Raw genomic sequence first — 22,022 nt, forward strand, 5'->3', positions numbered from 1 at the left:
CCCCGTCGATCAAGAAAAAACACGCATGTGGGGGAGAACGGGCTGGACTCGAACCAGCGCTGCGCCCCTGGGAGGGGAACGTGCTTCCACTACACCACCGTTCTCCGGCGGGGATTCTAGTAGGGGAAATTCTGGTCCGAGGAACCCATCGACAGGCACTTCGCCGATCGAGCGAGCATGCGTATTCGAGGGAGAACGAGCTGGACTCGAACCAGCGCTGCGCCCCTGGCAGGGGGACGTGCTTCCACTACACCACCGTTCTCCGGCGGGGATTCTAGAAGGCGAAAAAAAGCGGGCCCGAAGGCCCGCTGAAGGCCGCCCTCGGCGTTGCGCAGGCGCAACCCGATTCCGACTCACCTCGAACTCAACCTCAGGTCCCCTCTTTCCTCTCTTCTTCCTCCAGATCAGCTCGCACGCCATCCCAGTTCCGGCGCAATGCGCCCGGCCAGGTCGGTCAATATCTGTTCGTACTCGTCGGTGCTGAAGTTGTAGGGCAGCTCCACGCGCAGTTCCTCCACCTGCGGCAGCACCGGGTCTTGCCGCAGCCGTTCGAGAATCTCGTCGGACGTGCCCACCAGGTCGTTCGCGAACAGCGTGCGCCGCTCGCCCTGCGGCGCCAGCGTGCGTTCGACGCGGCCGGCCGCGAACGCGCGGTAGCGCTTGCGCGTGGCGGCGTCGGCGCTGTCGAGCGGCACGATCACGCGGCCCAGCGCGATGCGGCCGCGGCGCACGTCGGTCTCGCTCAGCCGGTAGCGCTCGACCAGGCCCAGCTGCGCGTTCAGGAAATCGTCGGTCGTCTCGCCCGACAGCACGTTGCCCAGCAGCAGGTTGAAGCCGTTGCGCCCCGCCCATTCGGCCGAACGCAGCGAGCCGCCGCCGTACCAGAGCCGCTCGACCAGCCCCGGCGCATGCGGCTGCACGCGCGCACGCACGCGCCCGCCGGCCGACTCGACAAAGGTCTGCGCGTCGCCGAGCAGCGTGTCCTCCAGGTTGGCCTTGAGCCGCCCCACCCGCTTGTGCGTGTAGTCGACGGTGTGGGGCGCCGCGTCATGAAAGCGGTTGCCCAGCAACGCGCCATGCAGCGGCGCACCCGCGCTCAGGCCCACCTGCAGCCGCCCGCGCGAGAGCACGTCGACCGTGGCCAGGTCTTCGGCGAGCCTGAAGGGGTTTTCGTAGCCCATCTGGATCACCGCCGCACCCAGCTCGATGCGCCGCGTGCGCTGCGTGGCCGCGGCCAGGAAGGTGGTGGCCGACGACACGCCGCGCTCCAGGTGGCGCTGGCGCACCCATGCGCCGTCGAAGCCGAGCTTCTCGCCGAACGCGAAGAGCTTCAGCGCCGCCTCGAGGCCGGCCAGCGGGTCTTCTTCGGCGTAGTTGCCGGGCGTGAGGAACGCTAGACGACGGATGCTCACGGCGCGAACTTCGGCAGGCCGGGCGGGTTGGTTTCCGACTTCGGCAGCGCCTCTTCGGCCAGGCTCCAGCGTGCGAGCGCCCTGGCATAGGTGCCGTTGCGAATCAGGCCGTTGGCCGCGGTGGTGAGCGCCACGGCCAGGCCGCTGCCCTTGCGCGTGGCAATGGCCACGTCCGACTTCAGCGGCCAGCCCGCGTTCACGGTGCCGGCCAGGCGGATCTGCCCGTTCTTCGCAGCCTCGTAGGCCTGCGGCGCGTTGGGGTTGAAGTTGGCGTCGACGCGCCTGGTGACCACCGCCAGCGTGCGCGTCACATCGTCGTCGTAGTACTGCAGGGTGGCGGGCTTCAGCCCGGCCGCGGCGTTCTGGCGGTTCCACTCGAGCAGGATGCGCTCCTGGTTCGTGCCCGCGCCGGTCGTGAGCTTCAGGCCCGCGATGTCCTTCGGCTCCCTGATCGATCGGATCGGGCTGTCGGCCTTCACGTAGAAGCCGTGCAGGCCCAGGCGGTAGGTCGAGAAGTCGAACTTTTCCTTGCGCTGCTCGGTCACGCCCACGTTGGAGATCACCGCGTCGTACTTGCCCGAGCTCAGGCCCAGCGGCCAGTCGGCCCAGGCGATGGGTTGCAGCTCGAGCTTCAGCCCCAGCGCATCGGCCACCAGCAGCGCAAAGTCGGCGTCGAAACCGACCACGGTCTTCGCGTCGGTGGCGTAGGTCGAGATCGGCGGCGCGAACGGTGCGACGGCAATGGTCAGCACGCCTTGCTTCACGAACTTGAAGCTCGGCGCAATGGCGTTCACCGCCTCGGCGTCCTTGCCGGCGCGCTGGCGGCCCTGCTGCCCGGGCGTGAAGTCGAACTTGTCGGCGGCCTGCGCCGCACCTGCAAGGAGCGTCAGCGCGACAAGGCCGCGGGCCATCCACGCGCCCGGTGTGTGCTTGAAAAGAGCCATGGTCATCAGTTCTTCGGCAGGCCGGGCGGGTTGGTGCGCGAGCTTTGAATGGCTTCGGACTCCAGGTTCCAGCGCGACAGCGCCTTGGCGTAGTTGCCGTTCCTGATCTGCGCGTTCAGCGCCAGCGTGACCGCGTCGGCAACGCCCGAGCCCTTGCGCGAGGTGACCGCAATCTCGGCATCGAGCGGCCAGCCGCCGGAGAACACGCCCGCGAGCTTCGTCTTGCCGTCGCGTGCCTCGTAGGCCGCAATGGCGTTCGGGCCCACGTACACATCGGCGCGGCCCGACTGGATGGCCAGGCGCTGCACCACGTCATCGTCGTAGTACTGGAACTCGACCGGCTTCAGCCCGGCGGCCAGGTTCTGCTTGTTCCAGCGCAGCACGATCTGCTCCTGGTTGGTGCTGGCCTGCACGATGAGCTTGAGCCCCGCGATGTCCTTCGGCTCCTTGATGGCGCCGAGCTTGCTGCCGGTCTTCACGTAGATGCCGATCTGGTCGTTGCGGTAGGTGGAAAAGTCGAACTTCTCCTTGCGCTCTTCCGTCACCGTCACGTTGGAAACCACCACGTCGAACTTGCCCGACTGCAGGCCCAGCGGCCAGTCGGCCCAGCTGGTGGACACCAGCTCCAGCTTGCGCCCGAGGCTGTCGGCCACCAGCTGCGCGATGTCCGGTGCGTTGCCCACGGGCGTCCTGGTGTCGGTGGCGTAGGCCGCGAACGGCAGGCGGCCGGTGGTCGTGCCGACGACCAGCACGCCCTCCTTCTGGAACTTGAAGTCCTTGGCGAGGCGGATGGCCTCGTCGATCTTCTGCGCGCGCGGGCGGCCGGCCTGCTCGGGGCTCAGGTCGGGCGCGGGCTGGGCCGAAGCCGCCAGCGGCACCAGCAACGCGGCAAGCAGAACGCACAGGATGTTTCGTCGATGGTTCATGAAGGACAGTGCAGTAAGGAAATGGGAGTCAAAGAACCTTGGCCAGGAACTCCGCCGTGCGCGGGTGAGCCGGCGCGTTGAACACCTTGCCGGGCGAGCCGGTCTCCAGGATGCGGCCGCGCTCCATGAAGACGACGGTGTCGGCCACCTCGCGGGCAAAGCCGATTTCGTGCGTCACGATGACCAGCGTGGTGCCCGAGCGCGCCAGCTGCTTGATGACGGCCAGCACCTCGCCCACCAGTTCGGGGTCGAGCGCGGAGGTGGGCTCGTCGAACAGCAGCACCTTGGGCTTGAGCGCCAGCGCGCGCGCAATGGCCACGCGTTGCTGCTGGCCGCCGGAGAGCTGCCGCGGGTAGGCATGCGTCTTGTCGCCCAGGCCCACGCGCGCCAGCAGCTCCGAAGCCAGCGCCTCGGCCTCCGCGCGCGGCAGGCCGCGCACCGAGACCGGCGCCTCGACGATGTTCTCGAGCACCGTGAGGTGCGGGAACAGGTTGAAGTTCTGGAACACCATGCCCACGTCGACGCGTCGCTTGAGAATCTCCTTCTCGTGCAGCTCGTAGAGCGTGTCGGCGTCGCGCCGGTAGCCGATGAGTTCGCCGTCGATGGCAATGAAGCCGTCGTCCACGCGCTCCAGGTGGTTGATGGTGCGCAGCAGCGTCGACTTGCCCGAGCCCGATTGCCCCAGGATCACCGTCACGCTGCCCTGCGCCACGGTGAGCGTCACGTCGTCGAGCACCTTGAGCGCGCCGAAGCTCTTCGACACGCCGTGGATGGTGACCTCGCCGCCCTGCGTGAGCGGATCGGTCCAGCGCGGCACCTGCGCGGGTGCATCGGCAGAGGCGTCGGCAGCGGGCAACCCGGCCACCGGCGCCACCGCCGGCACCTTCGAACGCCACAACCTGTGCACCACGCCGCCAACCCAGGAATTCGGCGGATTGCGCAGCGCACCGCGCGAGAAGCGCCGCTCCACATGGTGCTGCACCACCGACAGCACCGTGAGGATGACGAGGTACCACACGGTCGCCACCATCAGCAGCGGAATCACTTCCAGGTTGCGCCGGTAGATGATCTGGATCGTGTAGAACAGCTCGGGCAGCGCCAGGATATAGAGGTTCGACGTGCCCTTGGCCAGCCCGATGATGTCGTTGAACGCGGTCGGCAGGATGGTGCGCATGGCCTGCGGCAGCACGATGCGAAACGACTGCCGCCTGCGCGACAGGCCCAGTGCGGCCGCGGCTTCGAGCTGCCCCTGCTCCACCGACAGGATGCCGCCACGCACGATCTCCGAGGCAAAGGCCGCCTGGTTCAGCGTGAGGCCCAGCAGCGCCGCCACGAACGGGCTGATCAACTGCGTGGTCGGGTACGAGAAGAAGGTGACGTCGGTGCCTGGAATGCCCAGCGACACCGTCTCGTACAGGTAGCCCAGGTTGTTGATGATCAGCAACAGCACGATCACCGGGATCGAGCGGAAGATCCAGGTGAACACCCACGACAGCCGCGCCAGCAGCGGCGAGCGCGACACCCGCGCCAAGGCCAGCCCGGTGCCGAAGAAGAAGCCCAGCACCGCGCCCAGCGCCGTCAGCAGCAGCGTGCGGCCCAGGCCTTCGAGCACCGGCTCGGCGAAGAACCATTCGGCGAACACGCCCCAGCCCCAGCGCGGGTTGGTCAGCGTCGAATACAGCACCAGCGCAATGACCAGCACCGCGAAGACGGTGCCCGCCGTGCGTGCCGGGTACCTGGCGGGGACGATGCGCAAGTGCGAGTAGTCGCCTTTCACCGGTGCGCCAGGTGCCGTGGGCGTCGGGCGCTGCGGTGCTGGCATGTGAACCGGCGCGGGGTCGCGCGGCTCGGCGCCAGCGTCGAGCACGGTCGTGTTCATCGCTGCACCGCCTCGGCCAGGCTGGCCGTGTGGGCGACTTCCTCGGCCAGGCTGGCCGTGTGGGCGACTTCCTCGGCCAAGCTGGCCGTGTGGGCGACTGCCTCGGCCAAGCTGGCCGGGTGGGCGACTGCCTCGCCCTTCTGCCGCGTCACGCGCAGCGCCTTCTCGAACGGCAGCTTGCGCGGCGCTTCCGGATCGGCGGCGGGCCCGAACAGCGCCGTGTAGCCATGGCCCAGGTACAGGCCGACGGCCTCCGGTTGGCGAAAGCCGGTGGTCAGGCAGATGCGCTCGTAGCCCTGGCGCAGCACCTGCGCCTCGAGTTCGAGCAGCACCTTGCTCGCCAGGCCCTGGCGCCGCAGGTCGGCGTGCGTCCACACGCGCTTGAGCTCCGCGGTGCGCGCGTCGCGGCGCATGAACGCGCCGCCGCCCACCGCCACGCCGTCGCGCAGCAGCAGCACGAAGTTGCCGTGCGGCGGGGCGAACAGGTGCGCCGGATAGCGGTCGATTTCCTTCGGCTCGCCGGGCTCGCGCAGCACGTCGCCGTAGCGGGTGGCGTATTCCAGGGCCAGCCCTTCGAGCAGCGGCTGGGCGCGCGGGTCGAGCGGCGTGGTGTAGACGAACCGGTCGCTCATCAGGCAGCCCTCCGTGCCTGGACGAGGCCGGCTGGGTCGGCCGCCGTTTCATACCGGCTCGCCTTGCGCGGCAGGCCCAGGTGGTCGCGCAGCGTCTGGCCCGGCAGCTCGCGGCTGTAGCGCCCGCGCGCCTCCAGCACCGGAATGACGAACTCGATGAAGTCGTCCAGCCCCTGCCCCAGCACCGGAAAGCCCAGGATGAAACCGTCGGCGGCGCCCTCGTCCACCCAGCGGATGATCTCGTCGGCAATGCGCTCGCCCGTGCCCACGAACTGCGTGCGCGGCGTGGCCACCTCGAGCGCCACTTCGCGCAGCGTCAGGCCCTTGGCCTTCGCGTTCGCCTTGATGCGGTCGGTGGTCGAGCGGAAGCTGTTGCGGCCCAGCTCGCCCAGCTCGGGGAACGGCGCGTCCAGCGCGTACTGGCCGAAGTCGTGGTGGTCGAAGAAGCGGCCCAGGTAGGCCAGCGCCTCCTCGACCGTGAGCAGCTCGCGGATCAGCCGGTACTTGGCCTCGGCCTCTTCCTCGGTGGCCGCGACCACGGGGCCGATGCCCGGAAAGATCTTCACGTCGCCGGCCTGCCGGCCCTGCGCCACCGCGCTGGCCTTCACCTGCCGCAGGAAGCTGCGCGTGTCCTCCAGCGAGGGGGAATGCGTGAACACCGCGTCGGCGTACTTGCCCGCCAGGCCGATGCCCGCGTCCGACGAACCGGCCTGGAAGATCACCGGCTGCCCCTGCGCGGAGCGCTGGATGTTCAGCGGCCCCGACACCTCGAAGAAGCGCCCCTTGTGGTCGAGCGTGTGCAGCCGGTCGCGCTCGAAGAAGCGGCCGCTCTCGCGGTTGCGCACGAAGGCGTCGTCGTCCCAGCTGTCCCACAGGCCCTGCGTCACGGCCAGGTACTCGTCGGCGATCTCGTAGCGCAGCGCGTGCTCCGGGTGCGTGCGGCTGTAGTTCTTCGCGCTGCCTTCGAGCGGCGTGGTCACCACGTTCCAGCCCGCGCGCCCGCCGCTGATGAGGTCGAGCGAGGCGAACTGGCGCGCCACCGTGAACGGGTCGCTGTACGAACTCGACACGGTGCCCGCCAGGCCGATCTTCGAGGTGACCGCCGCAAGCGCCGACAGGATCGAGATCGGCTCGAAGCGGTTGAGAAAGTGCGGAATCGATTTCTCGTTGATGTAGAGCCCGTCCGCCACGAACGCGAAGGCGATGCCGGCCGCTTCGGCCTTCTGCGCGCTGCGCACGAAGAAGCCGAGGTTGACGCTCGCGTCGGCCGGCCCGCCCGGATGCTTCCAGGAATTCATGTGGCTGCCGGCACCTTGCAGCATGACGCCGAACTTGATGTTGCTCATGACGATCGCTCTTGTCTCTTGGGGGGAATGAAGGAAGACGGAAAGCTCAGGCCGGCACGGTCTCGCGCGCCTTGGCCAGCAACTCGACGCACGCATGGCGCGCCGCGAAATCCGCGACCGGAATGTCGATGACGAACTCCTCGATGCCATGGCGCTCGCTGAGTGCATCGAGCGCGTCGCGCACCTGCTCGCCCGTGCCCGAGATCACATGCGGGCGGCGCTCTTCGGTGCGGTAGTCGCTCACGCCGGCCTGCCGCGCGAACTCGGCGGCGGCCTCCAGGCTCGGCAGGTTCACGCTCTGCCCCGTCGGCAGATGCACCCGGAAGCTGCGCAGCGCGCCGACCCGCGCGGCCGCTTCCTCTGGCGTCTCGGCGGCGAAGGCGAACAGCGCGAGCAGCGGCGCGCGGCCGGTCTCGGCGCGGTAGGCCTCGACCGATTGCGCGAGGTTCACCGGGTCGCCGTTGAAGTGCCCCGCATAGGCGAACTGCCAGCCGAGCCGCGCCGCGAGCACCGCGCTCTCGGGGCTGCCGCCGAGCAGCACGCGTTGCGGCGGTTGCGGCGGGTTGGGCGTGGCGACCGCGCCGGCCAGTGCATGGCCCGAAGCGATGCCGTCGTGCAGGAAGGCATCGAGCTCGGCCAAGCGCACACCGAAGTCTTCACTGCGCTGCTTCAGCGGGTCGTGCAGCCACTGCAGCGCCTTGCTGGTCAATGGCAGGCCGCCGGGCGCCTTGCCGATGCCGAGGTCCACGCGGCCCGGCGCGAGCGATGCGAGCACGCGAAAGGTCTCGGCCACCTTGAAGGGGCTGTAGTGCTGCAGCATCACGCCGCCCGTGCCCACGCGGATGCGCGAGGTCTTCGCCAGCACGTGCGATGCGAGCACTTCGGGCGCGGAGCCCGCGTAGTTGCGGTTGCCGTGATGCTCGGCCAGCCAGTAGCGCCGGTAGCCCAGCCGCTCCGCGCTTTGCGCGAGCGCAACGGTGTGCTGGAACGCCTGGGCGGCGTCGGCGCCTTCGGGAATCAGGCTCTTGTCGAGCAGGGACAGCGAGTAGGACACGGTGTGCGGCGGGACACGCCCTTGGAAGAATTGCTGCAAATTCTCCGAGGCATCGCGCGCACCGTTTGCGCTGAATTCCTCTATCGATATCTGTTGAATGCGGGTTGGGTTGCGGGGTCTGTTGCGAAGCCTGTTGCGAGCGCGATGCCTCAGCCGCGCAGATGCGACAGGATCGCTTGCGCGGCCTCGCGCGCATCGACGGTCGCGGTGTCGATCACCAGGCGCGGCGTGGTCCACGGCTGGTAGTCGTGCTCGCGCACGCAAGCCCAGGTCGGGCGCACGAGGCCGGGGACATCGATGCTTCGCCGCTCGATGCGCCGCCGGTGTTCGGCGGCATCCGAGCACACGATCTCGACCTCGACGATGGGCACCGCGGCGTCCGCCGCCACGGTGCGCCAGGCCTCGCGCGTCACGGGCAACGGGTTGACGCCATCGGCCACCACCGTCTGCCCCCAGGCGAGGTTGGAGCGCGCCAGGGCATACGCAGCGATGTAGCCCGCCGGCCCCACATCACCGACCATCTTGCCGGCCAGCGCGCTGGCCGAGCGCAGTGCCTGCTCGATGGTGTCGATGCGAAGGTACGCGGCCGGAGCGAGCGCCACGATCTCGCGCGCGATGGTGGTCTTGCCGGTACCGGGCAAGCCACCGAGAACAATCAGCATCCGCAGTCTCCAGGTTCAGGCTTCAGCCGCCCGGAGAACAGTTCACCACGAATGCGGCAGCAAGGCCAGCACCGCCGCTGCGTGAAGCCGGCGCATGGCGCGCAACGGCACATGGCCGTGCGGCGCGCGCCGCGCCAGCGCACGCGCCGAACTCGGCGGAATCCGCCAGGCCCTGGCAGTCAGGTCCAGCACATGGCGCGCCTGGGCGGCCGGGGAAAGGTAATGGGTACGCAGTGGCATGGCATTGATCGAATGAACGCTTCGACCGATTCTGCGCAGTGCCGCCGCTTTCCCAAAGACGCATTCCAAGTTACCTGATGCGGTTCGCGATGGCGCAATGCCGCGATGCCCCAGGTTCAGGCGAAGTCCGTCGAGGGCTTCTCCCACAGGTTCACCCCGCCCTCCACCGCGTGCTTGTCGATCTCGGCCAGTTCCTCGGCGCTCAGCGGCGCGTGCGACAGCGCCGCCACGTTGTCGACGATCTGCTCGGGCCGGCTCGCACCGATCAGCGCCGAGCTCACGCGCGGGTCGCGCAGCGTCCACGTCAGCGCCAGCTGCGCAAGAGTCTGTCCTCGGCGCTTTGCAATTTCGTTGAGCGCGCGGGCGCGTTCCACGTTCGCGTCCGACAGATGCTCCTGCTTGAGCGAACCGCCGCCGGGCCGGTTGATGCGCGCATCGGCCGGAATGCCTTTCAGGTACTTGTCGGTGAGCAAGCCTTGCGCGAGCGGCGTGAAGGCGATGACGCCCGCGCCAAGCTCGTCGGTGGCGTTCAACAGGTCCTTCTCGATCCAGCGGTTGAACAGGTTGTAGGCCGGTTGATGAATCAGCAGGGGCACCTTCCACTCCTGCAGCAGCGCGGCCATCTCGCGCGTCTTGCCGGCCGAGTACGACGAGATGCCGATGTACAGCGCCTTGCCCTGCTGCACGGCCTGGGCCAGCGCGGAGGCGGTTTCCTCCAGCGGGGTCTCGGGGTCGAAGCGGTGCGAATAGAAGATGTCGACGTAGTCCAGGCCCAGGCGCTGCAGGCTCTGGTCGAGACTGGCCAGCACGTACTTGCGCGAGCCGCCGCCCTTGCCGTAGGGGCCGGGCCACATGTCCCAGCCGGCCTTGCTCGAGATGATGAGCTCGTCGCGGTAGGCCTTGAAGTCTTCGCGCAGCAGGCGCCCGAAGTTGGTCTCGGCGCTGCCGTACGGCGGGCCGTAGTTGTTGGCCAGGTCGAAGTGGTTGATGCCCAGGTCGAAGGCCGTGCGCAGCAGCTGGCGCTGCGTGGCGATGGAGGTGGTGTCGCCGAAGTTGTGCCACAGCCCGAGCGAGATCGCGGGCAGCACGAGGCCGCTGCGGCCGACGCGGCGGTAGGGAATGGCGTCGTAGCGCTTGGAGTCTGCGTGGTAGGTCATGGGTGTCTCTGGTCCTGACGGGAATTGAATGAAAAAGGCCGCACGGTGAACCGGCGGCACGCAGTCGAGGATGCCCGCGCCGGCGCGCGGGTGCAAGCATCTCCACGCGGAGAGCGCGTGCTTGCGGCGCGGCCTGGTTGCGGCTGTGCGCGGAGGTTCAGGCTTGCGGCGCGCGCCACTGCGCAAGCGCGAAGTCGCGGCCCACGAGGTTCTCGGCCAGCAGGAACTTCTTGACCTCGTCGAGCAGAGCCATTCCTTCGGCCGGATAGGCCTCGTCGGAAAACTGCGAGAGCGGGTGCGAGAGCTTCACCACGTCCAGCCCGAAGCCGCTGACCTCCGAGTGGAAGGCGTAGTACGCGGCGCCGTCGCGGCGGATCTCCTGCAGCGCCGTGCGGCGGGCGCGCGTCCACGCGGCAGGCAAGCCGGGCGCAGCCGCAAGCAGCTTGCTCGACGCCACGATCACCGAGGTGCCGCGCAGCGTCGGGTGCTGCTCGGCCTGGTCGATCACCGGATAGCCGCGCGACGCCAGCAGCGGGCCCACGTCGATCTGCGCCGCAAAGGCCGCGATGGAGCCCTGGTCGAGCGCGGCTTCGCGGTGGCGCCCGAGGTGCCGCAGAAGCCCTTGTCGGCCAGCAGCACGCGCGCACCCTGCGCCGCCGCGCTCACCGCGGCCCAGGCACCGGCCGGGCCGCCGCCGATGACCAGCACGTCCACCTGGTGTCGAGCCGCGCCGTCGGCGCCCGACAGCACTTGCCCCTCGAAATCTCTCGCGCCCATGGTCGCTCGCCTTGAAATGCAAAGAGAGCGACCGTATCAACGCACGGCGCGGCGCACAAAGAAGGAAAGCGCGGATCGATATGCAGCGCGCGCCCTAGACCTCGGCAAGCCGGTACAGTGACGCGCTGGAGAAGAACGGGGAACCATGGACGACCTCATCGGATTGCTCGCCGCATTGCTCTTCTGGCGCGTGGTGCTCGCCACCGTCGCCGGCTTGTCGGCCGCCTTGCTGCTGGCCCTGGTCATCCCCGCGTTCGGCGGCGGCCCGGTGGCGCTGGTCACGCTGCTGTCGTTCGCCGCGGGCATGGTCTGGCATGCGGCGGTGGTTTCGCCCGGCCCGCCGGCCGGCACGAAGGCACCCGAAGAGAAACCCGTCGCCAGGCCCATCGCATGCGTCGGCATCGCGGTGATGGGGATGGCCTGGGGCAGTGTGTCGCACTACCTCACGGGCTCGACGCTGATCGCGGTGCTGCTGCTGGTCGCCATGCCGCTCGTGCTCGGGCCTGCGGCCGGGGCGGTGACACGAAAGCCCGTCTATCTGGGCGAACTGCTGTTCGTGTCGGCGGCACTGGTCGCCGGCTTCTTCACACCCATGCTCATCGCACTGGCCTTCGCCTGAATGAACGACATCACCATCGCTCCCGCCACCGACGAGGAACTCCGCTCCGGTGAACTCGGCCGCAAGCTGCGCCACTACAACTACGGCTTCGTCGGCGAGTACCCGGAGCAGCAGTACATCCGCCTGAACGCCAAAGACGAGAGCGGCCGGCTGCTCGGCGGCTTGCGCGGCTTCGTGTTTCTCTACTGGCTCAACATCGAAGTGCTGTTCGTCGAAGAAGACATGCGCGGCACCGGCCTGGGCAGCCGCCTGCTCGCCGAGGCCGAGCGGCAGGCCATCGCGCTCGGCGCGCGGAACGCCAGGCTCGACACCTTCGAGTGGCAGGCGCGCGGGTTCTACCTGAAGCACGGCTACGAGGAGTACGCCCGCATCGACGACTGCGCGCCCGGCTACTACCTGGCGCACATGAAGAAATCGCTGGTGCCCTGAAGGCTCAACGCCCTGCGCCCTGCCTCTTATTTCGCGGCAGGCTTCCCCGCCCCGACCGCGTGGCTCTCCAGCCCCTCCTTGGGCAGCAGCAACGCCAGCGCGACCACGCCGATGCTCACGACCAGCATGGTCACGAAGGTCAGGTGCAGCGAGCCGCCCAGCGCCATGCGGATGCCCGCGTCGGTGGCGGCCGAGCCGTGCGAGCCCTGCAGCAGCAGGCGCAGCTGGTCGTCGGTGAAGGCCATGGCGCCGTCGCCGCGCGTCAGCCCGAAGTTGAAGACCGCGCCGAAGAAGGTCGCGCCCAGCGCGCTGCCGAGGTTGCGCGAGAACACGTTCGACGCGGTGGCCACGCCGCGCTGCGCGACGTCCACCGCTTCCTGGATGAGGATGAGCGACGCCAGGCTCATCACGCCCATGCCCAGCCCGATGACGAACGAACCCACCGCCGCCAGCAGCGGCGTGCTGGCCGACGACAGCAGCGCGAAGGCCGCGGTGCCCACCGGGATCAGCGCCCCCCCCACCACCACCATGCGCCACAGGCCGATGCGGTGGAAAGTGCGCGAGGTCAGCGTCGCGCCGATGGGCCAGCCCAGCATCACCATGGTGAGCGTGAGCCCGGCCGTGACCGACGAGCGCTGCAGCACCACCTGCACGTACATCGGCAGGAAGGTGGTGATGCCGATGAGCACCATGCCGGCCAGCATGGCCGCGCCGTTCACGGTGGCGATGATGCGCGCGCCCCACAGCCGCAGCGACACCATCGGGTCGGCGGCGCGGCGCTCCTGCATCACGAACAGCACCAGCGTGACGGCGAACACCGCCGCCCACATGGCCGCGCTGCCCATGTCGCCGATGCCGAAGTCGGTCAGCGCGATCATCAGCGCCGCGATGCCGACGGTGAACAGCACCGCGCCCACGATGTCGATGGACGAGCGCCGCACGGTGGGCGCCTCGTGCAGGTACAGCCAGAAGCCCGCGGCGGCGGCCAGGCCGATGGGCACGTTCATCCAGAAGATCCAGCCCCACTCCAGCTTCTGCACGATGAGCGCGCCGATCATCGGCCCCACCACCGCCGAGATGGCCCACACGCTGGCCAGGTAGCCCTGCACCTTGCCGCGTTCGCGCGCCGGGTACAGGTCGCCCACGATGGTGAGCGACACGGGCTGGATGGCGCCCGCGCCGATGCCCTGGATCAGCCGGAAGCAGATCATGGCCGGCATCGACCACGAGAAGCCCGCCAGCACCGAGCCGATGAGGAAGATGGCGATGCCCACGAACATGACGGGCTTGCGGCCGTACAGGTCGGAGAGCTTGCCGAACACCACCGTCATCGCGGTCTGCGCCAGCAGGAACGAGGCGAACACCCAGCTGTACAGGTGCAGCCCGCCCAGCTCGGAGGCGATCTGCGGCATCACGGTGGAGACGATGGTCGCTTCGATGGCCACCATGGCCATGGAGGCCATGATCGAGGCGATGACCAGCGGGCGGCTTGTTGTTTTGGTCGTGGGGTTCATGTGCGCGCGATGCTATCGGGGGTGGTGAGCCCTTGTCCCGGGCTCAAGCTCTCGGCGGCGCACATGGCCCGGGTGCACCCCGAGTTCAGGCGCTCGGAGCCTCAAGCGCTCAGCGCCGAGGTCCCGTCGTAGACGTACCGCCGCGACCACGGCAGCGTCTTCGCCGCCCTGCCCGCCTTGCGCCCGACGATCTGGTAGATCGCCACGTCGTCGTTCTCGAAGGCATAGGCGCAGCCGGCCAGGTACACGCGCCAGATGCGGAACTTCTCCTCGTCGACCAGCGCGTGCAGCTTGTCGCTGTTGGCTTCGTAGGCGTCGCTCCAGCAGCGCAGCGTCTGCGCGTAGTGGCGGCGCAGGTTCTCCACGTCGAAGGCCTCCAGGCCGCCCTGCTGCATGGCCTGCAGCGCCAGGCTGATGTGCGGCAGCTCGCCGTTGGGGAACACGTAGCGGTCGATGAAGTCGCCGCCCCCATACGACACGCCGCCGCCCTCGGGGTCGGACGAGGTGATGCCGTGGTTCATGACCACGCCGTCGTCGGCCAGCAGCTGCTGCACGCGCTTGAAGTAGTCGGGCAGGTTCTTGCGGCCCACGTGCTCGAACATGCCGACGCTGGTGATGCGGTCGAACTGGCCGCTCACGTCGCGGTAGTCCTGCAGGCGGATCTCGATGCGCTCCTGCAGGCCCGCGGCGCGCACGCGTTCGCTGGCCAGGTCGAACTGGGCCTGCGACAGCGTCACGCCCACGCAGCGCGCACCGAACTTCTGCGCCGCGCGGATCACCAGCGCGCCCCAGCCGCAGCCGATGTCCAGCAGGGTCTGGCCCGGCCTGAGTTCGATCTTGGTGAGGATGTGGTCGATCTTCTTGAGCTGCGCGGTGGCCAGGTCTTCATCGCCGTTCTCGAAGTAGGCGCACGAATACACCATGTTCGTGTCGAGCCAGAGCTGGTAGAACGCGTTCGACACGTCGTAGTGGTACTGGATGGACTTGCGGTCCGACGACCTGGTGTGCGTGAAGTAGCGCGCCATGTTCTGCAGCGCGCCGCCGGGCTTGTCCATGGAGGCCTTCGCCAGGCCGTAGGCGATGTCGATGACGTCGCTGAGCTTGCCCTCGATATCGATCTTGCTCTTGACATAGGCCTCGCCGAGGTTGTCGAGCGTGGGCTGCAGCATCAGCGACAGCGCCGCGGGCGACTTCACGTGCAGCGTGACGGACGGGGCCGAGGGCCCGCTGAATTCGCCGAAGTCATAGGACTTGCCGTCCCACAACGTGAGCCGTGCGGGCAGGTTCGCACGTGCGCGCACACCGGCACTCCATTGCGCCAGCTTGTTTTCCCAAAGCATGCTTACTCCGTATGTTTTCCGTGTTGTTCGGGTTCCGCCTCTCGCAAGGCGGGCGTGCTGCAGCGGGGAAAACAATAGCGAGATTTTGTAAAACCTGCATGGTCGTGTCGACGCAAGAAATCGCCGAAAGTGCTAAGCGCCGAGGCTGAGGCTCGTGTCTAACGCGTCGCGCCGTGCGCCGCCACCTCGATCGCGGGTGCGTCGCTGGCCTCGATGAACAGCCGCTTGATCATCGGGAAACGCGCGCGCACCTGCTTCTCGATGGCGGCGATGGCCTCGGCCGCTTCGCCGGTGTCGGTGTCGTCGTGGAAGTTGACGTCGACCACCACCAGCACGTTGTCGGGCCCGACATACATCGACAGCACATGGCCGACCTCTTCCACGCTGGGCTGCGCCATGGCCATCTCGCGGATCGCGCGTGCCGTCTCGGGGCGGATGCCCTCGCCGATCAGCAGGCCGCGCGCCTGGCGGATCAGCAGCACGGCCACGCCGGCGAGCAGCAGCCCGATGACCACCGACGCCGCGCCGTCGAGCTCCGGCATGTTCAACCGGTGGCTGAAATAGATGCCCAGCCCGGCCACCACCAGGCCCGCCAGCGCCGCCGAATCTTCGGCCAGCACGGTGTAGGTGGTCGGGTCCTTGCTGCGGTCCAGCGCCTCCCAGAACGGCGTGTCGCCGGCCTGCTTCAGGAACTGCCGCAGCGCGATGACGAAGCTCGCGCCCTCGAACACGGCGGCGGCCGCGAGCACCACGTAGTTCCATGTGGGATCGCGCATCGGCTCGGGCTGGCGGATGTGCTGCACGCCCTCGAAGAACGACACGCCGCCGCCCAGCCCGAAGATCAGCACCGCGACGATCAGGCTCCAGAAGTACAGCTCCTTGCCGTGCCCGAACGGGTGTTCCGCGCTGGGCGGCCGCTTGCTCAGGCGAATGCCCACCAGCAGCAGCACGCCGTTGAAGGTGTCGACCGCCGAGTGGATGCCTTCGGACAGCATCGCGGAGCTGCCGGTGACGCCGGCCACGGTGAACTTGGTGACGGCAATGGCAACGTTGGCGCCGATTGCGCCGTAGATGGCGACTTTGGATTCGGCCATGGACAGTGAGGGCTGCGAGATTGGGGAAACCTGCAGTTTCTCCACGCCGGGGCGGCCCGCCGCCGGACGCCCGCGCGACCCCTTGCAGGACGCGCGCGCACTTCGAAAGGCCTAAGCGGCGATCAAGAGGCGGTTGAGCGGCTGGCTGTCACGCGGCTTCCATCGAGGCCGCGCCCAGCGCGTCGTTGCCCGCCTCGCTGAGCCAGCGCTGCTTGTCGCGCAGCGGCGGCGCGCCGAACATGCGGCCGTACTCGCGCGCGAACTGCGACGGGCTTTCGTAGCCCACGCTGTGCGCCGCGCTCGCCACGTCGATGCCGGTCACCAGCATCTGGCGGCGCGCCTCCTGCAGGCGCAGCTGCTTCTGGTACTGCAGCGGGCTCATCGCGGTCACCGCCTTGAAGTGGTGGTGGAACGACGACACGCTCATGTGCACGGCGCGCGCCATGTCTTCCACCCGCAGCGACTGCGCATAGTTGACGCGCAGCGCGCTGATGGCCTTGGCGATGCGCTGGGTGTGGCTGTCCTGCAGCGCGATCTGGCGAAGGCGCGCGCCCTCGCCGTTCACCAGCAGGCGGTACATGATCTCGCGCTTGATCATCGGCGCCATGATGGGCACGTCTTCCGGCGTCTCGAGCAGCCGCAGCAGCCGCAGCACCGGGTCGAGCACCGGCATCGCGATGCGGTTGACGTACATGCCGCGCGACGCGGGCGCGTTGGCCTTGGCCGGCAGCTTCTCGTCGCCGATGAGTTCGCCGATCTCGTCCAGCGCCAGTTCCAGCCGCAGGCCCAGGTAGGGCTCGTTCTCGCTGGTCACGCGGATCTGGCCGCACACGGGCAGGTCGACCGAGGTCACGAGGTAGTGCATCGGGTCGTACACGTAGATGTCGTCGCCCACGATGATCCGCTTGGAGCCCTGTGCGATCAGCCCGAGCGCCGGGCTTGCGAAGGCGTGCTTGGGGCCGTCGGGCTTGCTGATGCAGAACAGCTGCAGGCCGGCCACCGGCGTTTCGACCGTGCCGTCCTGCCCGCGCGTGATGCGGTTGATCAGCTGCACCAGTTCCTTCCTGGCTTCGTCGAGTTCGGGTTCCAGCGGCATGGGCTGGGCAATGATGGCGGCGATTTCGGGTGTTTCGTCGGACATGTTCATGGCCTTGTCACGATAAAGGGGCAGCCACGCAACGGCCACCCTGGAGGAATGAGCGGTTTGCAGCTTAGCGCCGCTCCCGCGAATCTGCACGGCCCCGGCCGGAGGTCTGGAGAAATAGGCAAGACCTTTGCAGGAACGCGCTCGCCACCCACGGGGCGCCGGCGGGATACTTTTTGCAGCCGCCGGGGCTTTTCGGCCCGCACAGGCGCCTCCAAGCAAAGGAACTCCTCCATGCAGTACCGCAAATTCGGCCGCACCGGCCTCCTGGTTTCCGAACTGTGCCTCGGCACCATGACCTTCGGCGGCGCCTCCGGCATCTGGGGCCAGATCGGCAACCTGCAGCAGTCCGAGGCCGAAGGGCTGATCGGCAAGGCGATGGACGCCGGCATCAACTTCATCGACACGGCCGACGTGTACTCCGAAGGCCAGTCCGAGGTCATCACCGGCCAGGCGCTGAAGAACCTCAAGGCGCCGCGCGACAGCTTCGTGCTGGCCACCAAGGTGCTGGGCGAAACCGGCAGCAAGGGCGTGAACTCGGCCGGCGCCTCGCGCTTTCACATCATGGACGGCGTGAAGGCCAGCCTGAAGCGGCTGCAGCTGGACCACATCGACCTGTACCAGATCCATGGCTTCGACCCGCTCACGCCCATCGAGGAAACCGTGCACGCGCTCGACACGCTGGTGCGCCACGGCCATGTGCGCTACGTGGGCGTGTCGAACTGGGCGGCCTGGCAGATCGCCAAGGCGCTGGGCATTGCCGAGCGCGACCGGCTGGCGCGCTTCGAGTCGCTGCAGGCGTACTACACCATTGCCGGGCGCGACCTGGAGCGCGAACTCGCGCCCATGCTGCGCAGCGAGAACGTCGGCCTGATGGTGTGGAGCCCGCTGGCCGGCGGCCTGCTGAGCGGCAAGTACGGCCGCAACGTGGAAGCCGAAAAAGGCAGCCGCCGCACCAGCTTCGACTTTCCGCCGGTGAACGTGGAGCGTGCCTACGACTGCATCGACGTGATGCGCCAGCTCGCCGACGAACGCAAGGTGTCGGTCGCGCAGGTCGCACTGGCCTGGCTGCTGCACCAGCCGGTGGTGACCAGCGTGATCATCGGCGCCAAGCGCGTCGAGCAGCTCGACGACAACATCGCGGCCACCGCCATCAAGCTCACGGCCGACGAACTGGCCACGCTCGACAAGGTGAGCGCGCTGCCGGCCGAATACCCCGGTTGGATGCTGGAGCGCCAGGGCGGCGCGCGCGCCAAGCGGCTGGCGGAATCAGGCCAGCGCGGCTGAGGCGGCCGAGGCTGCTTCTTCTTGCGGCAGCGCGCGGCGCGCGGCATGGGCCGCCGTGGCGCGCAAGGCCCGCAGGTCGAGGTGGCGGGCGGCCTGAGCAGCCCGCGCGGCCTCCGGGTGCGCGAGGTGCTCAAGGTGCGGCACGATGCCCAGCAACGGCGCCCCCAGCCGCGCGCGCAGCGTCTGCAGGTTGGCCTGCGGCGCCAGCATCGACGGATCGACCATGCTGGCCACCCAGCCCGCGAGCACCAGGCCGCGCGCGCGAATGGCCTCGGCGGTCAGCAGCGCGTGGCTGAGGCAGCCCAGCCGCAGCCCGACCACCAGCACCACGGGCAGGCCCAGCGCCACCGCCAGGTCGGCGCTGTCGAGGTCGTCGCCGAAGGGCACGCAGAAACCGCCCACGCCTTCGACCACCACCGCATCGGCCCGCGCCGAAAGCTCGGCGAAGGCCGAGAGCATCGGCTGCAGCGCGATGCGCACGCCCTCTTCCTTGGCTGCCAGGTGCGGCGACATCGGCGCGCGCAGCAGGTAGGGGCAGCGCAGCGCAAGCGGCGCGTCGACATTGCCGGCGGCGTGCAGCCGCTCGACGTCGTCGTTGCGCCATTCGCCGTGCACTTCGTCCAGCCCCGCGGCCACCGGCTTCATGCCGACCGCGCGCAGGCCAGAGCCGGCCAGCAGGCTCAGCATGGCGCTGCTGACCAGCGTCTTGCCGATGCCGGTGTCGGTGCCCGTCACGAACCACTGCCGGCGCGTCATGCGGCCTCCTGCACGGGTTGCGCCAGCGCCTCGCCGACCGCGTCGACCAGCCGCGCCACGTCGGCCTCGCTGTGGCTGGCCGACAGCGCAATGCGCAGCCGCGCCGTGCCCGCAGGCACCGTCGGCGGCCGTATCGCGCCGACGCGCAGGCCGTGCGCGTCCAGCTGCGCCATCGCGCGCATGGCGCGTGCGTTGCTGCCGACGATGAGCGGCTGGATCGCGGTGGGCGACGGCGGCAGCCATGCGCTGCCGTCCGCCGGCAGCACGGCCTGCAGGCCGCGGCGCAGTTGCGCGATGCGGGCCTTGAGCCGCGCGCGGCGTGCGGCGCCCTCCTCGCCTTCGATGAGCGCCAGGCTCGCGAGCAGCGCATGCGCCACGGCCGGCGGCGCGGCCGTCGTGAAGATGTAGGGCCGCGCGCGCTGCACCAGGTAGTCGATGACGGTGCGGTGCGCCGCCACGAAAGCACCCGACACGCCCGCCGCCTTGCCCAGCGTGCCGACCAGCACCAGCCGTTCGGAGCGCAAGCCCAGCGCCTGCAGCGTGCCGCGCCCCGTGGCGCCCAGCGTGCCGAAGCCGTGCGCGTCGTCGATCACCAGCCAGGCGTCGTGCCGCTCGGCCAGCGCGAGCAGCTCGGCCACCGGCGCGATGTGGCCGTCCATGCTGAAGACCGCGTCGCTCACGATGAGCTTCACCGGCGCGTCGCAGGCGGCGAGCTGTGCGTCGAGCGCGGCGATCCCGCAGTGCGGATAGCGCTCGACCCGCGCCTTGGCCAGCCGCGCGCCGTCGATCAGCGAGGCGTGGTTGAGCGCCTCCGAGAAGATGACGGCCTCCGCCCCGCCGAGCGCCGACAGCACCGCGAGGTTGGCCATGTAGCCGGTGCAGAAGAACAGGCTCTGCGCCTCGGGGATGAAGGGCGACATCCAGTGCGCGAGCATTTCTTCGAGCCGGGCGTGCGCGCGCGAATGGCCGAGGATCAGGTGCGAGCCGCCGCTGCCCGAGCCGTACAGCGCAGCGCCCTCGGCCCAGGCCACGGCCAGCGCGGGGTGCGCGGCCAGGCCCAGGTAGTCGTTGCTGCTGAAGCCGAGCATGGTGCGCGGCGTCGCGGCGCCCGAGAGCGTCAAGGTCTGTTCGGGCGCGCAGGCGGTTTCGGCGATCTGCCGGCGGCGGCGCAGCGACTGCGCGTCGAGCGTGGCGATCTCGCCCTGCAGGCGGTCAAGCAAGCGCGACATCGCGGGCTCCTTCGTTCGAACGGGTGGCCATCGTGGCCTTGAGGGTGACGAGCGTGCCGTCGACGAGCTGGTCGATCTCGTCGTCGCCGATCGCATAGGGCGGCATCAGGTAGACGGTGTTGCCGATGGGCCGCATCAACAGGCCCTGCGCCCGCGCGGCCATGTGGAAGCGCTCGGCGAAACGCGCGCCGGGGTCGCGCACGTCGAAGGCGGTGATCATTCCGCGCTGCCTGAGATGCGCGATGTCCTGGCCTACCTGGCCGTCGAGTCCATCCTGCAGCCGTGTCAGCAGCCTTTGCGCGCGGCCGCGGTTGCGCTGCAGCGCGTCTTCGCTGTCGAACAGGTCCAGCGTGGCCAGCGCCGCGCGGCAGGCCAGCGCGTTGCCGGTGTACGAATGCGAGTGCAGGAAGCTGCGCGCCACGTCGTCGTCGACGAAGGCGTCATGGATGGCGTCGCGCGTCATCACCAGCGCCAGCGGCAGGTAGCCGCCGCTGATGCCTTTGGACAGGCACAGGAAGTCCGGCCAGATGCCCGCCTGCTCGCACGCGAAGAAGCTGCCGGTGCGCCCGCAGCCCACCGCGATCTCGTCGGCGATGAGGTGCACGCCGTGCCGGTCGCACGAGGCACGCACGCGGCGCAGGTAGCCGGGGTCGTGCATGGCCATGCCGGTGGCGCACTGCACCAGCGGCTCGACGATCACGGCGGCAATGGTGTCGTGCTGCGCGGCCAGCAGTGCGTCGAGTTCGTCGGCCGCGCGCTGCGCGACCGCGGCTGCGTCTTCACCGGGCCGCGCACGCCGCGCGTCGGGCGAAGGCACGAGGTGCGCGTTCGCGAGCAGCGGCGCGTAGGCGTCGCGGAACACCGGCACGTCGCTCACGTGCAGCGCGCCCAGCGTCTCGCCGTGGTAGCCCTGGCGCAGCGCAACGAAGCGCCGCTTGCGGTCGCGGCCGGCGTTGCGCCAGGCGTGGAAGCTCATCTTCAGCGCGATCTCCACGGCCGAGGCGCCGTCGGAGGCGTAGAAGCAATACCCCAGCGCGTGCCCCGTGAGCGCGGACAGTCGCTCCGCCAGTTCCACGGCGGGCGCGTGCGTGCAGCCCGCGAGCATCACGTGGGAGAACCTGTCGAGCTGGTCTTTCAGCGCGGCGTTGAGCGCGGGGTGCGCATGGCCGAACAGGTTGACCCACCACGAGCTGGTGGCGTCCATGTAGCGGCGGCCCTCGGCGTCGAAGAGCCACACGCCCTCGCCGCGCGCAATGGGCAGCGGCGGCACGGCCTCCAGGCGGATGCTCTGCGTGCAGGGGTGCCACACATGGCGCCGGCTGCGCTGTTGCCAGGCGGCGTTGGTCGACGCCAAGGACGTCGAGGGAGAAGCAATCGTGGGCGGCATCCGCGCATTTCCTTTGGGGGCAAGGCGCGGGATCGTATAGACGCCGATTCGGCGCGGCAAACCGCCGATCCGGGCGCGGGATGAGCGGCACTTGGACGACGTTGGCCGTCGTAGGCTTCTCGTTCGGACCAAGCGCGCGCAACACGGCGGCAACATGCGCAGGGGCCACGGCGGCGGCACATGCAAGTTGTCTT

21 protein-coding genes, 2 tRNA genes and 1 pseudogene are annotated in these 22,022 nt (G+C 69.2%); 3 read left to right on the forward strand and 21 right to left on the reverse strand.

The window, feature by feature from the left end:
- Nucleotides 1-33 precede the first annotated feature (33 nt).
- From BM013_RS01740 to BM013_RS01800, 14 genes and pseudogenes are all read right to left on the reverse strand, one after another.
- Nucleotides 34-104: transfer RNA gene (locus tag BM013_RS01740), tRNA-Gly, on the reverse strand.
- 87 nt (nt 105-191) lie between these two features.
- Nucleotides 192-262, reverse strand: a tRNA-Gly gene (locus BM013_RS01745).
- Nucleotides 263-404: 142 nt separating this feature from the next.
- Nucleotides 405-1,412, reverse strand: a complete 1,008-nt coding sequence (locus tag BM013_RS01750) for an LLM class flavin-dependent oxidoreductase (RefSeq protein ID WP_093122027.1) — start codon at nt 1,410-1,412, stop codon at nt 405-407.
- Nucleotides 1,409-2,323: an ABC transporter substrate-binding protein gene (locus BM013_RS01755; RefSeq protein WP_256219893.1), complete on the reverse strand. Its 915-nt coding sequence runs from the start codon at nt 2,321-2,323 to the stop codon at nt 1,409-1,411. Before BM013_RS01755 ends, BM013_RS01750 begins: the two co-directional genes overlap by 4 nt.
- Nucleotides 2,324-2,361: 38 nt before the next feature.
- Nucleotides 2,362-3,282: an ABC transporter substrate-binding protein gene (locus tag BM013_RS01760; RefSeq protein ID WP_093122031.1), complete on the reverse strand. Its 921-nt coding sequence runs from the start codon at nt 3,280-3,282 to the stop codon at nt 2,362-2,364.
- 28 nt (nt 3,283-3,310) lie between these two features.
- Entirely contained in the window at nt 3,311-5,104 is a 1,794-nt protein-coding gene (locus BM013_RS42125; protein WP_177225422.1) for an amino acid ABC transporter permease/ATP-binding protein, read from the reverse strand.
- A 53-nt stretch (nt 5,105-5,157) separates the two neighbouring features.
- Complete coding sequence (locus BM013_RS01770; RefSeq protein WP_093122036.1) at nt 5,158-5,793, reverse strand: GNAT family N-acetyltransferase; 636 nt, start codon at nt 5,791-5,793, stop codon at nt 5,158-5,160.
- Complete coding sequence (locus BM013_RS01775; RefSeq protein WP_093122038.1) at nt 5,793-7,139, reverse strand: LLM class flavin-dependent oxidoreductase; 1,347 nt, start codon at nt 7,137-7,139, stop codon at nt 5,793-5,795. Before BM013_RS01775 ends, BM013_RS01770 begins: the two co-directional genes overlap by 1 nt.
- A gap of 46 nt (nt 7,140-7,185) precedes the next feature.
- Nucleotides 7,186-8,193 (reverse strand): LLM class flavin-dependent oxidoreductase, encoded by a 1,008-nt coding sequence (locus tag BM013_RS01780; protein ID WP_093122041.1) that lies wholly within the window; start codon nt 8,191-8,193, stop codon nt 7,186-7,188.
- 149 nt (nt 8,194-8,342) lie between these two features.
- A complete protein-coding gene (locus BM013_RS01785) occupies nt 8,343-8,855 on the reverse strand; it encodes a P-loop nucleotide/nucleoside kinase family protein (RefSeq protein WP_093122044.1) in 513 nt (170 codons plus the stop codon).
- A 42-nt stretch (nt 8,856-8,897) separates the two neighbouring features.
- On the reverse strand, nt 8,898-9,095 hold the full coding sequence (locus BM013_RS40355; protein WP_143098221.1) for a hypothetical protein: 198 nt from the start codon (nt 9,093-9,095) through the stop codon (nt 8,898-8,900).
- A 116-nt stretch (nt 9,096-9,211) separates the two neighbouring features.
- On the reverse strand, nt 9,212-10,252 hold the full coding sequence (gene mgrA / locus BM013_RS01790; protein WP_093122046.1) for an L-glyceraldehyde 3-phosphate reductase: 1,041 nt from the start codon (nt 10,250-10,252) through the stop codon (nt 9,212-9,214).
- A gap of 157 nt (nt 10,253-10,409) precedes the next feature.
- Nucleotides 10,410-10,793 carry a hypothetical protein gene (locus BM013_RS01795; protein ID WP_256221353.1) on the reverse strand — a complete coding sequence of 128 codons (384 nt, stop codon included), beginning with the start codon at nt 10,791-10,793 and terminating at the stop codon, nt 10,410-10,412.
- Nucleotides 10,794-10,843: 50 nt separating this feature from the next.
- Nucleotides 10,844-11,029 (reverse strand): annotated as a pseudogene (locus BM013_RS01800) (FAD-dependent oxidoreductase); the annotation flags it as partial.
- A gap of 145 nt (nt 11,030-11,174) precedes the next feature.
- Between BM013_RS01800 and BM013_RS01805 the strand changes: the two are divergent.
- Both BM013_RS01805 and BM013_RS01810 read left to right on the forward strand, forming a co-directional pair.
- The gene (locus tag BM013_RS01805) at nt 11,175-11,648 is read left to right on the forward strand and encodes a hypothetical protein (protein WP_093122049.1); all 474 of its coding nucleotides are present in this window, start codon (nt 11,175-11,177) and stop codon (nt 11,646-11,648) included.
- The gene (locus BM013_RS01810) at nt 11,649-12,077 is read left to right on the forward strand and encodes a GNAT family N-acetyltransferase (RefSeq protein WP_093122052.1); all 429 of its coding nucleotides are present in this window, start codon (nt 11,649-11,651) and stop codon (nt 12,075-12,077) included.
- A gap of 26 nt (nt 12,078-12,103) precedes the next feature.
- On the opposite strand, the gene BM013_RS01815 is transcribed toward BM013_RS01810, so the two are convergent.
- The 4 genes from BM013_RS01815 to BM013_RS01830 all read right to left on the reverse strand — a co-directional run bounded on the left by BM013_RS01815 (nt 12,104) and on the right by BM013_RS01830 (nt 17,166).
- A complete protein-coding gene (locus BM013_RS01815) occupies nt 12,104-13,591 on the reverse strand; it encodes an MFS transporter (protein ID WP_093122054.1) in 1,488 nt (495 codons plus the stop codon).
- Nucleotides 13,592-13,692: 101 nt separating this feature from the next.
- Nucleotides 13,693-14,931: an SAM-dependent methyltransferase gene (locus tag BM013_RS01820; protein WP_093122056.1), complete on the reverse strand. Its 1,239-nt coding sequence runs from the start codon at nt 14,929-14,931 to the stop codon at nt 13,693-13,695.
- 158 nt (nt 14,932-15,089) lie between these two features.
- Nucleotides 15,090-16,025: a cation diffusion facilitator family transporter gene (locus tag BM013_RS01825; RefSeq protein ID WP_093122059.1), complete on the reverse strand. Its 936-nt coding sequence runs from the start codon at nt 16,023-16,025 to the stop codon at nt 15,090-15,092.
- Between the two features lie 148 nt (nt 16,026-16,173).
- Nucleotides 16,174-17,166: an AraC family transcriptional regulator gene (locus BM013_RS01830; RefSeq protein WP_093122061.1), complete on the reverse strand. Its 993-nt coding sequence runs from the start codon at nt 17,164-17,166 to the stop codon at nt 16,174-16,176.
- 237 nt (nt 17,167-17,403) lie between these two features.
- On the opposite strand from BM013_RS01830, the gene BM013_RS01835 reads away from it, so the two are divergent.
- Complete coding sequence (locus BM013_RS01835) at nt 17,404-18,456, forward strand: aldo/keto reductase (protein WP_093122064.1); 1,053 nt, start codon at nt 17,404-17,406, stop codon at nt 18,454-18,456.
- Here BM013_RS01835 and bioD read toward each other — a convergent pair.
- From bioD to bioA, 3 genes are read right to left on the reverse strand one after another with little or no spacing between them, the layout of a single operon-like run.
- Complete coding sequence (gene bioD, locus BM013_RS01840) at nt 18,439-19,212, reverse strand: dethiobiotin synthase (RefSeq protein ID WP_093122067.1); 774 nt, start codon at nt 19,210-19,212, stop codon at nt 18,439-18,441. The genes BM013_RS01835 and bioD overlap by 18 nt on opposite strands.
- Nucleotides 19,209-20,441, reverse strand: a complete 1,233-nt coding sequence (locus tag BM013_RS01845) for an 8-amino-7-oxononanoate synthase (protein ID WP_093122069.1) — start codon at nt 20,439-20,441, stop codon at nt 19,209-19,211. The genes bioD and BM013_RS01845 overlap by 4 nt, the downstream gene beginning before the upstream one ends.
- A complete protein-coding gene (gene bioA / locus BM013_RS01850) occupies nt 20,425-21,828 on the reverse strand; it encodes an adenosylmethionine--8-amino-7-oxononanoate transaminase (RefSeq protein WP_093122072.1) in 1,404 nt (467 codons plus the stop codon). The genes BM013_RS01845 and bioA overlap by 17 nt, the downstream gene beginning before the upstream one ends.
- Nucleotides 21,829-22,022 lie beyond the last annotated feature (194 nt).

Origin of the sequence: Variovorax sp. OK605, assembly GCF_900115445.1 — a bacterium.
Lineage (GTDB): Bacteria > Pseudomonadota > Gammaproteobacteria > Burkholderiales > Burkholderiaceae_C > Variovorax.

Excerpts from the sequence above, each read along its gene's own strand:
- BM013_RS01755 (WP_256219893.1), bottom strand. The coding sequence starts at position 2,323 with ATGGCCCGCGGCCTTGTCGCGCTGACGCTCCTTGCAGGTGCGGCGCAG.
- BM013_RS01760 (WP_093122031.1), bottom strand. The coding sequence starts at position 3,282 with ATGAACCATCGACGAAACATCCTGTGCGTTCTGCTTGCCGCGTTGCTG.
- BM013_RS42125 (WP_177225422.1), bottom strand. The coding sequence starts at position 5,104 with ATGCCAGCACCGCAGCGCCCGACGCCCACGGCACCTGGCGCACCGGTG.
- BM013_RS01770 (WP_093122036.1), bottom strand. The coding sequence starts at position 5,793 with ATGAGCGACCGGTTCGTCTACACCACGCCGCTCGACCCGCGCGCCCAG.
- BM013_RS01775 (WP_093122038.1), bottom strand. The coding sequence starts at position 7,139 with ATGAGCAACATCAAGTTCGGCGTCATGCTGCAAGGTGCCGGCAGCCAC.
- BM013_RS01785 (WP_093122044.1), bottom strand. The coding sequence starts at position 8,855 with ATGCTGATTGTTCTCGGTGGCTTGCCCGGTACCGGCAAGACCACCATC.
- BM013_RS40355 (WP_143098221.1), bottom strand. The coding sequence starts at position 9,095 with ATGCCACTGCGTACCCATTACCTTTCCCCGGCCGCCCAGGCGCGCCAT.
- mgrA (WP_093122046.1), bottom strand. The coding sequence starts at position 10,252 with ATGACCTACCACGCAGACTCCAAGCGCTACGACGCCATTCCCTACCGC.
- BM013_RS01805 (WP_093122049.1), top strand. The coding sequence starts at position 11,175 with ATGGACGACCTCATCGGATTGCTCGCCGCATTGCTCTTCTGGCGCGTG.
- BM013_RS01810 (WP_093122052.1), top strand. The coding sequence starts at position 11,649 with ATGAACGACATCACCATCGCTCCCGCCACCGACGAGGAACTCCGCTCC.
- BM013_RS01815 (WP_093122054.1), bottom strand. The coding sequence starts at position 13,591 with ATGAACCCCACGACCAAAACAACAAGCCGCCCGCTGGTCATCGCCTCG.
- BM013_RS01820 (WP_093122056.1), bottom strand. The coding sequence starts at position 14,931 with ATGCTTTGGGAAAACAAGCTGGCGCAATGGAGTGCCGGTGTGCGCGCA.
- BM013_RS01825 (WP_093122059.1), bottom strand. The coding sequence starts at position 16,025 with ATGGCCGAATCCAAAGTCGCCATCTACGGCGCAATCGGCGCCAACGTT.
- BM013_RS01830 (WP_093122061.1), bottom strand. The coding sequence starts at position 17,166 with ATGTCCGACGAAACACCCGAAATCGCCGCCATCATTGCCCAGCCCATG.
- BM013_RS01835 (WP_093122064.1), top strand. The coding sequence starts at position 17,404 with ATGCAGTACCGCAAATTCGGCCGCACCGGCCTCCTGGTTTCCGAACTG.
- bioD (WP_093122067.1), bottom strand. The coding sequence starts at position 19,212 with ATGACGCGCCGGCAGTGGTTCGTGACGGGCACCGACACCGGCATCGGC.
- BM013_RS01845 (WP_093122069.1), bottom strand. The coding sequence starts at position 20,441 with ATGTCGCGCTTGCTTGACCGCCTGCAGGGCGAGATCGCCACGCTCGAC.
- bioA (WP_093122072.1), bottom strand. The coding sequence starts at position 21,828 with ATGCCGCCCACGATTGCTTCTCCCTCGACGTCCTTGGCGTCGACCAAC.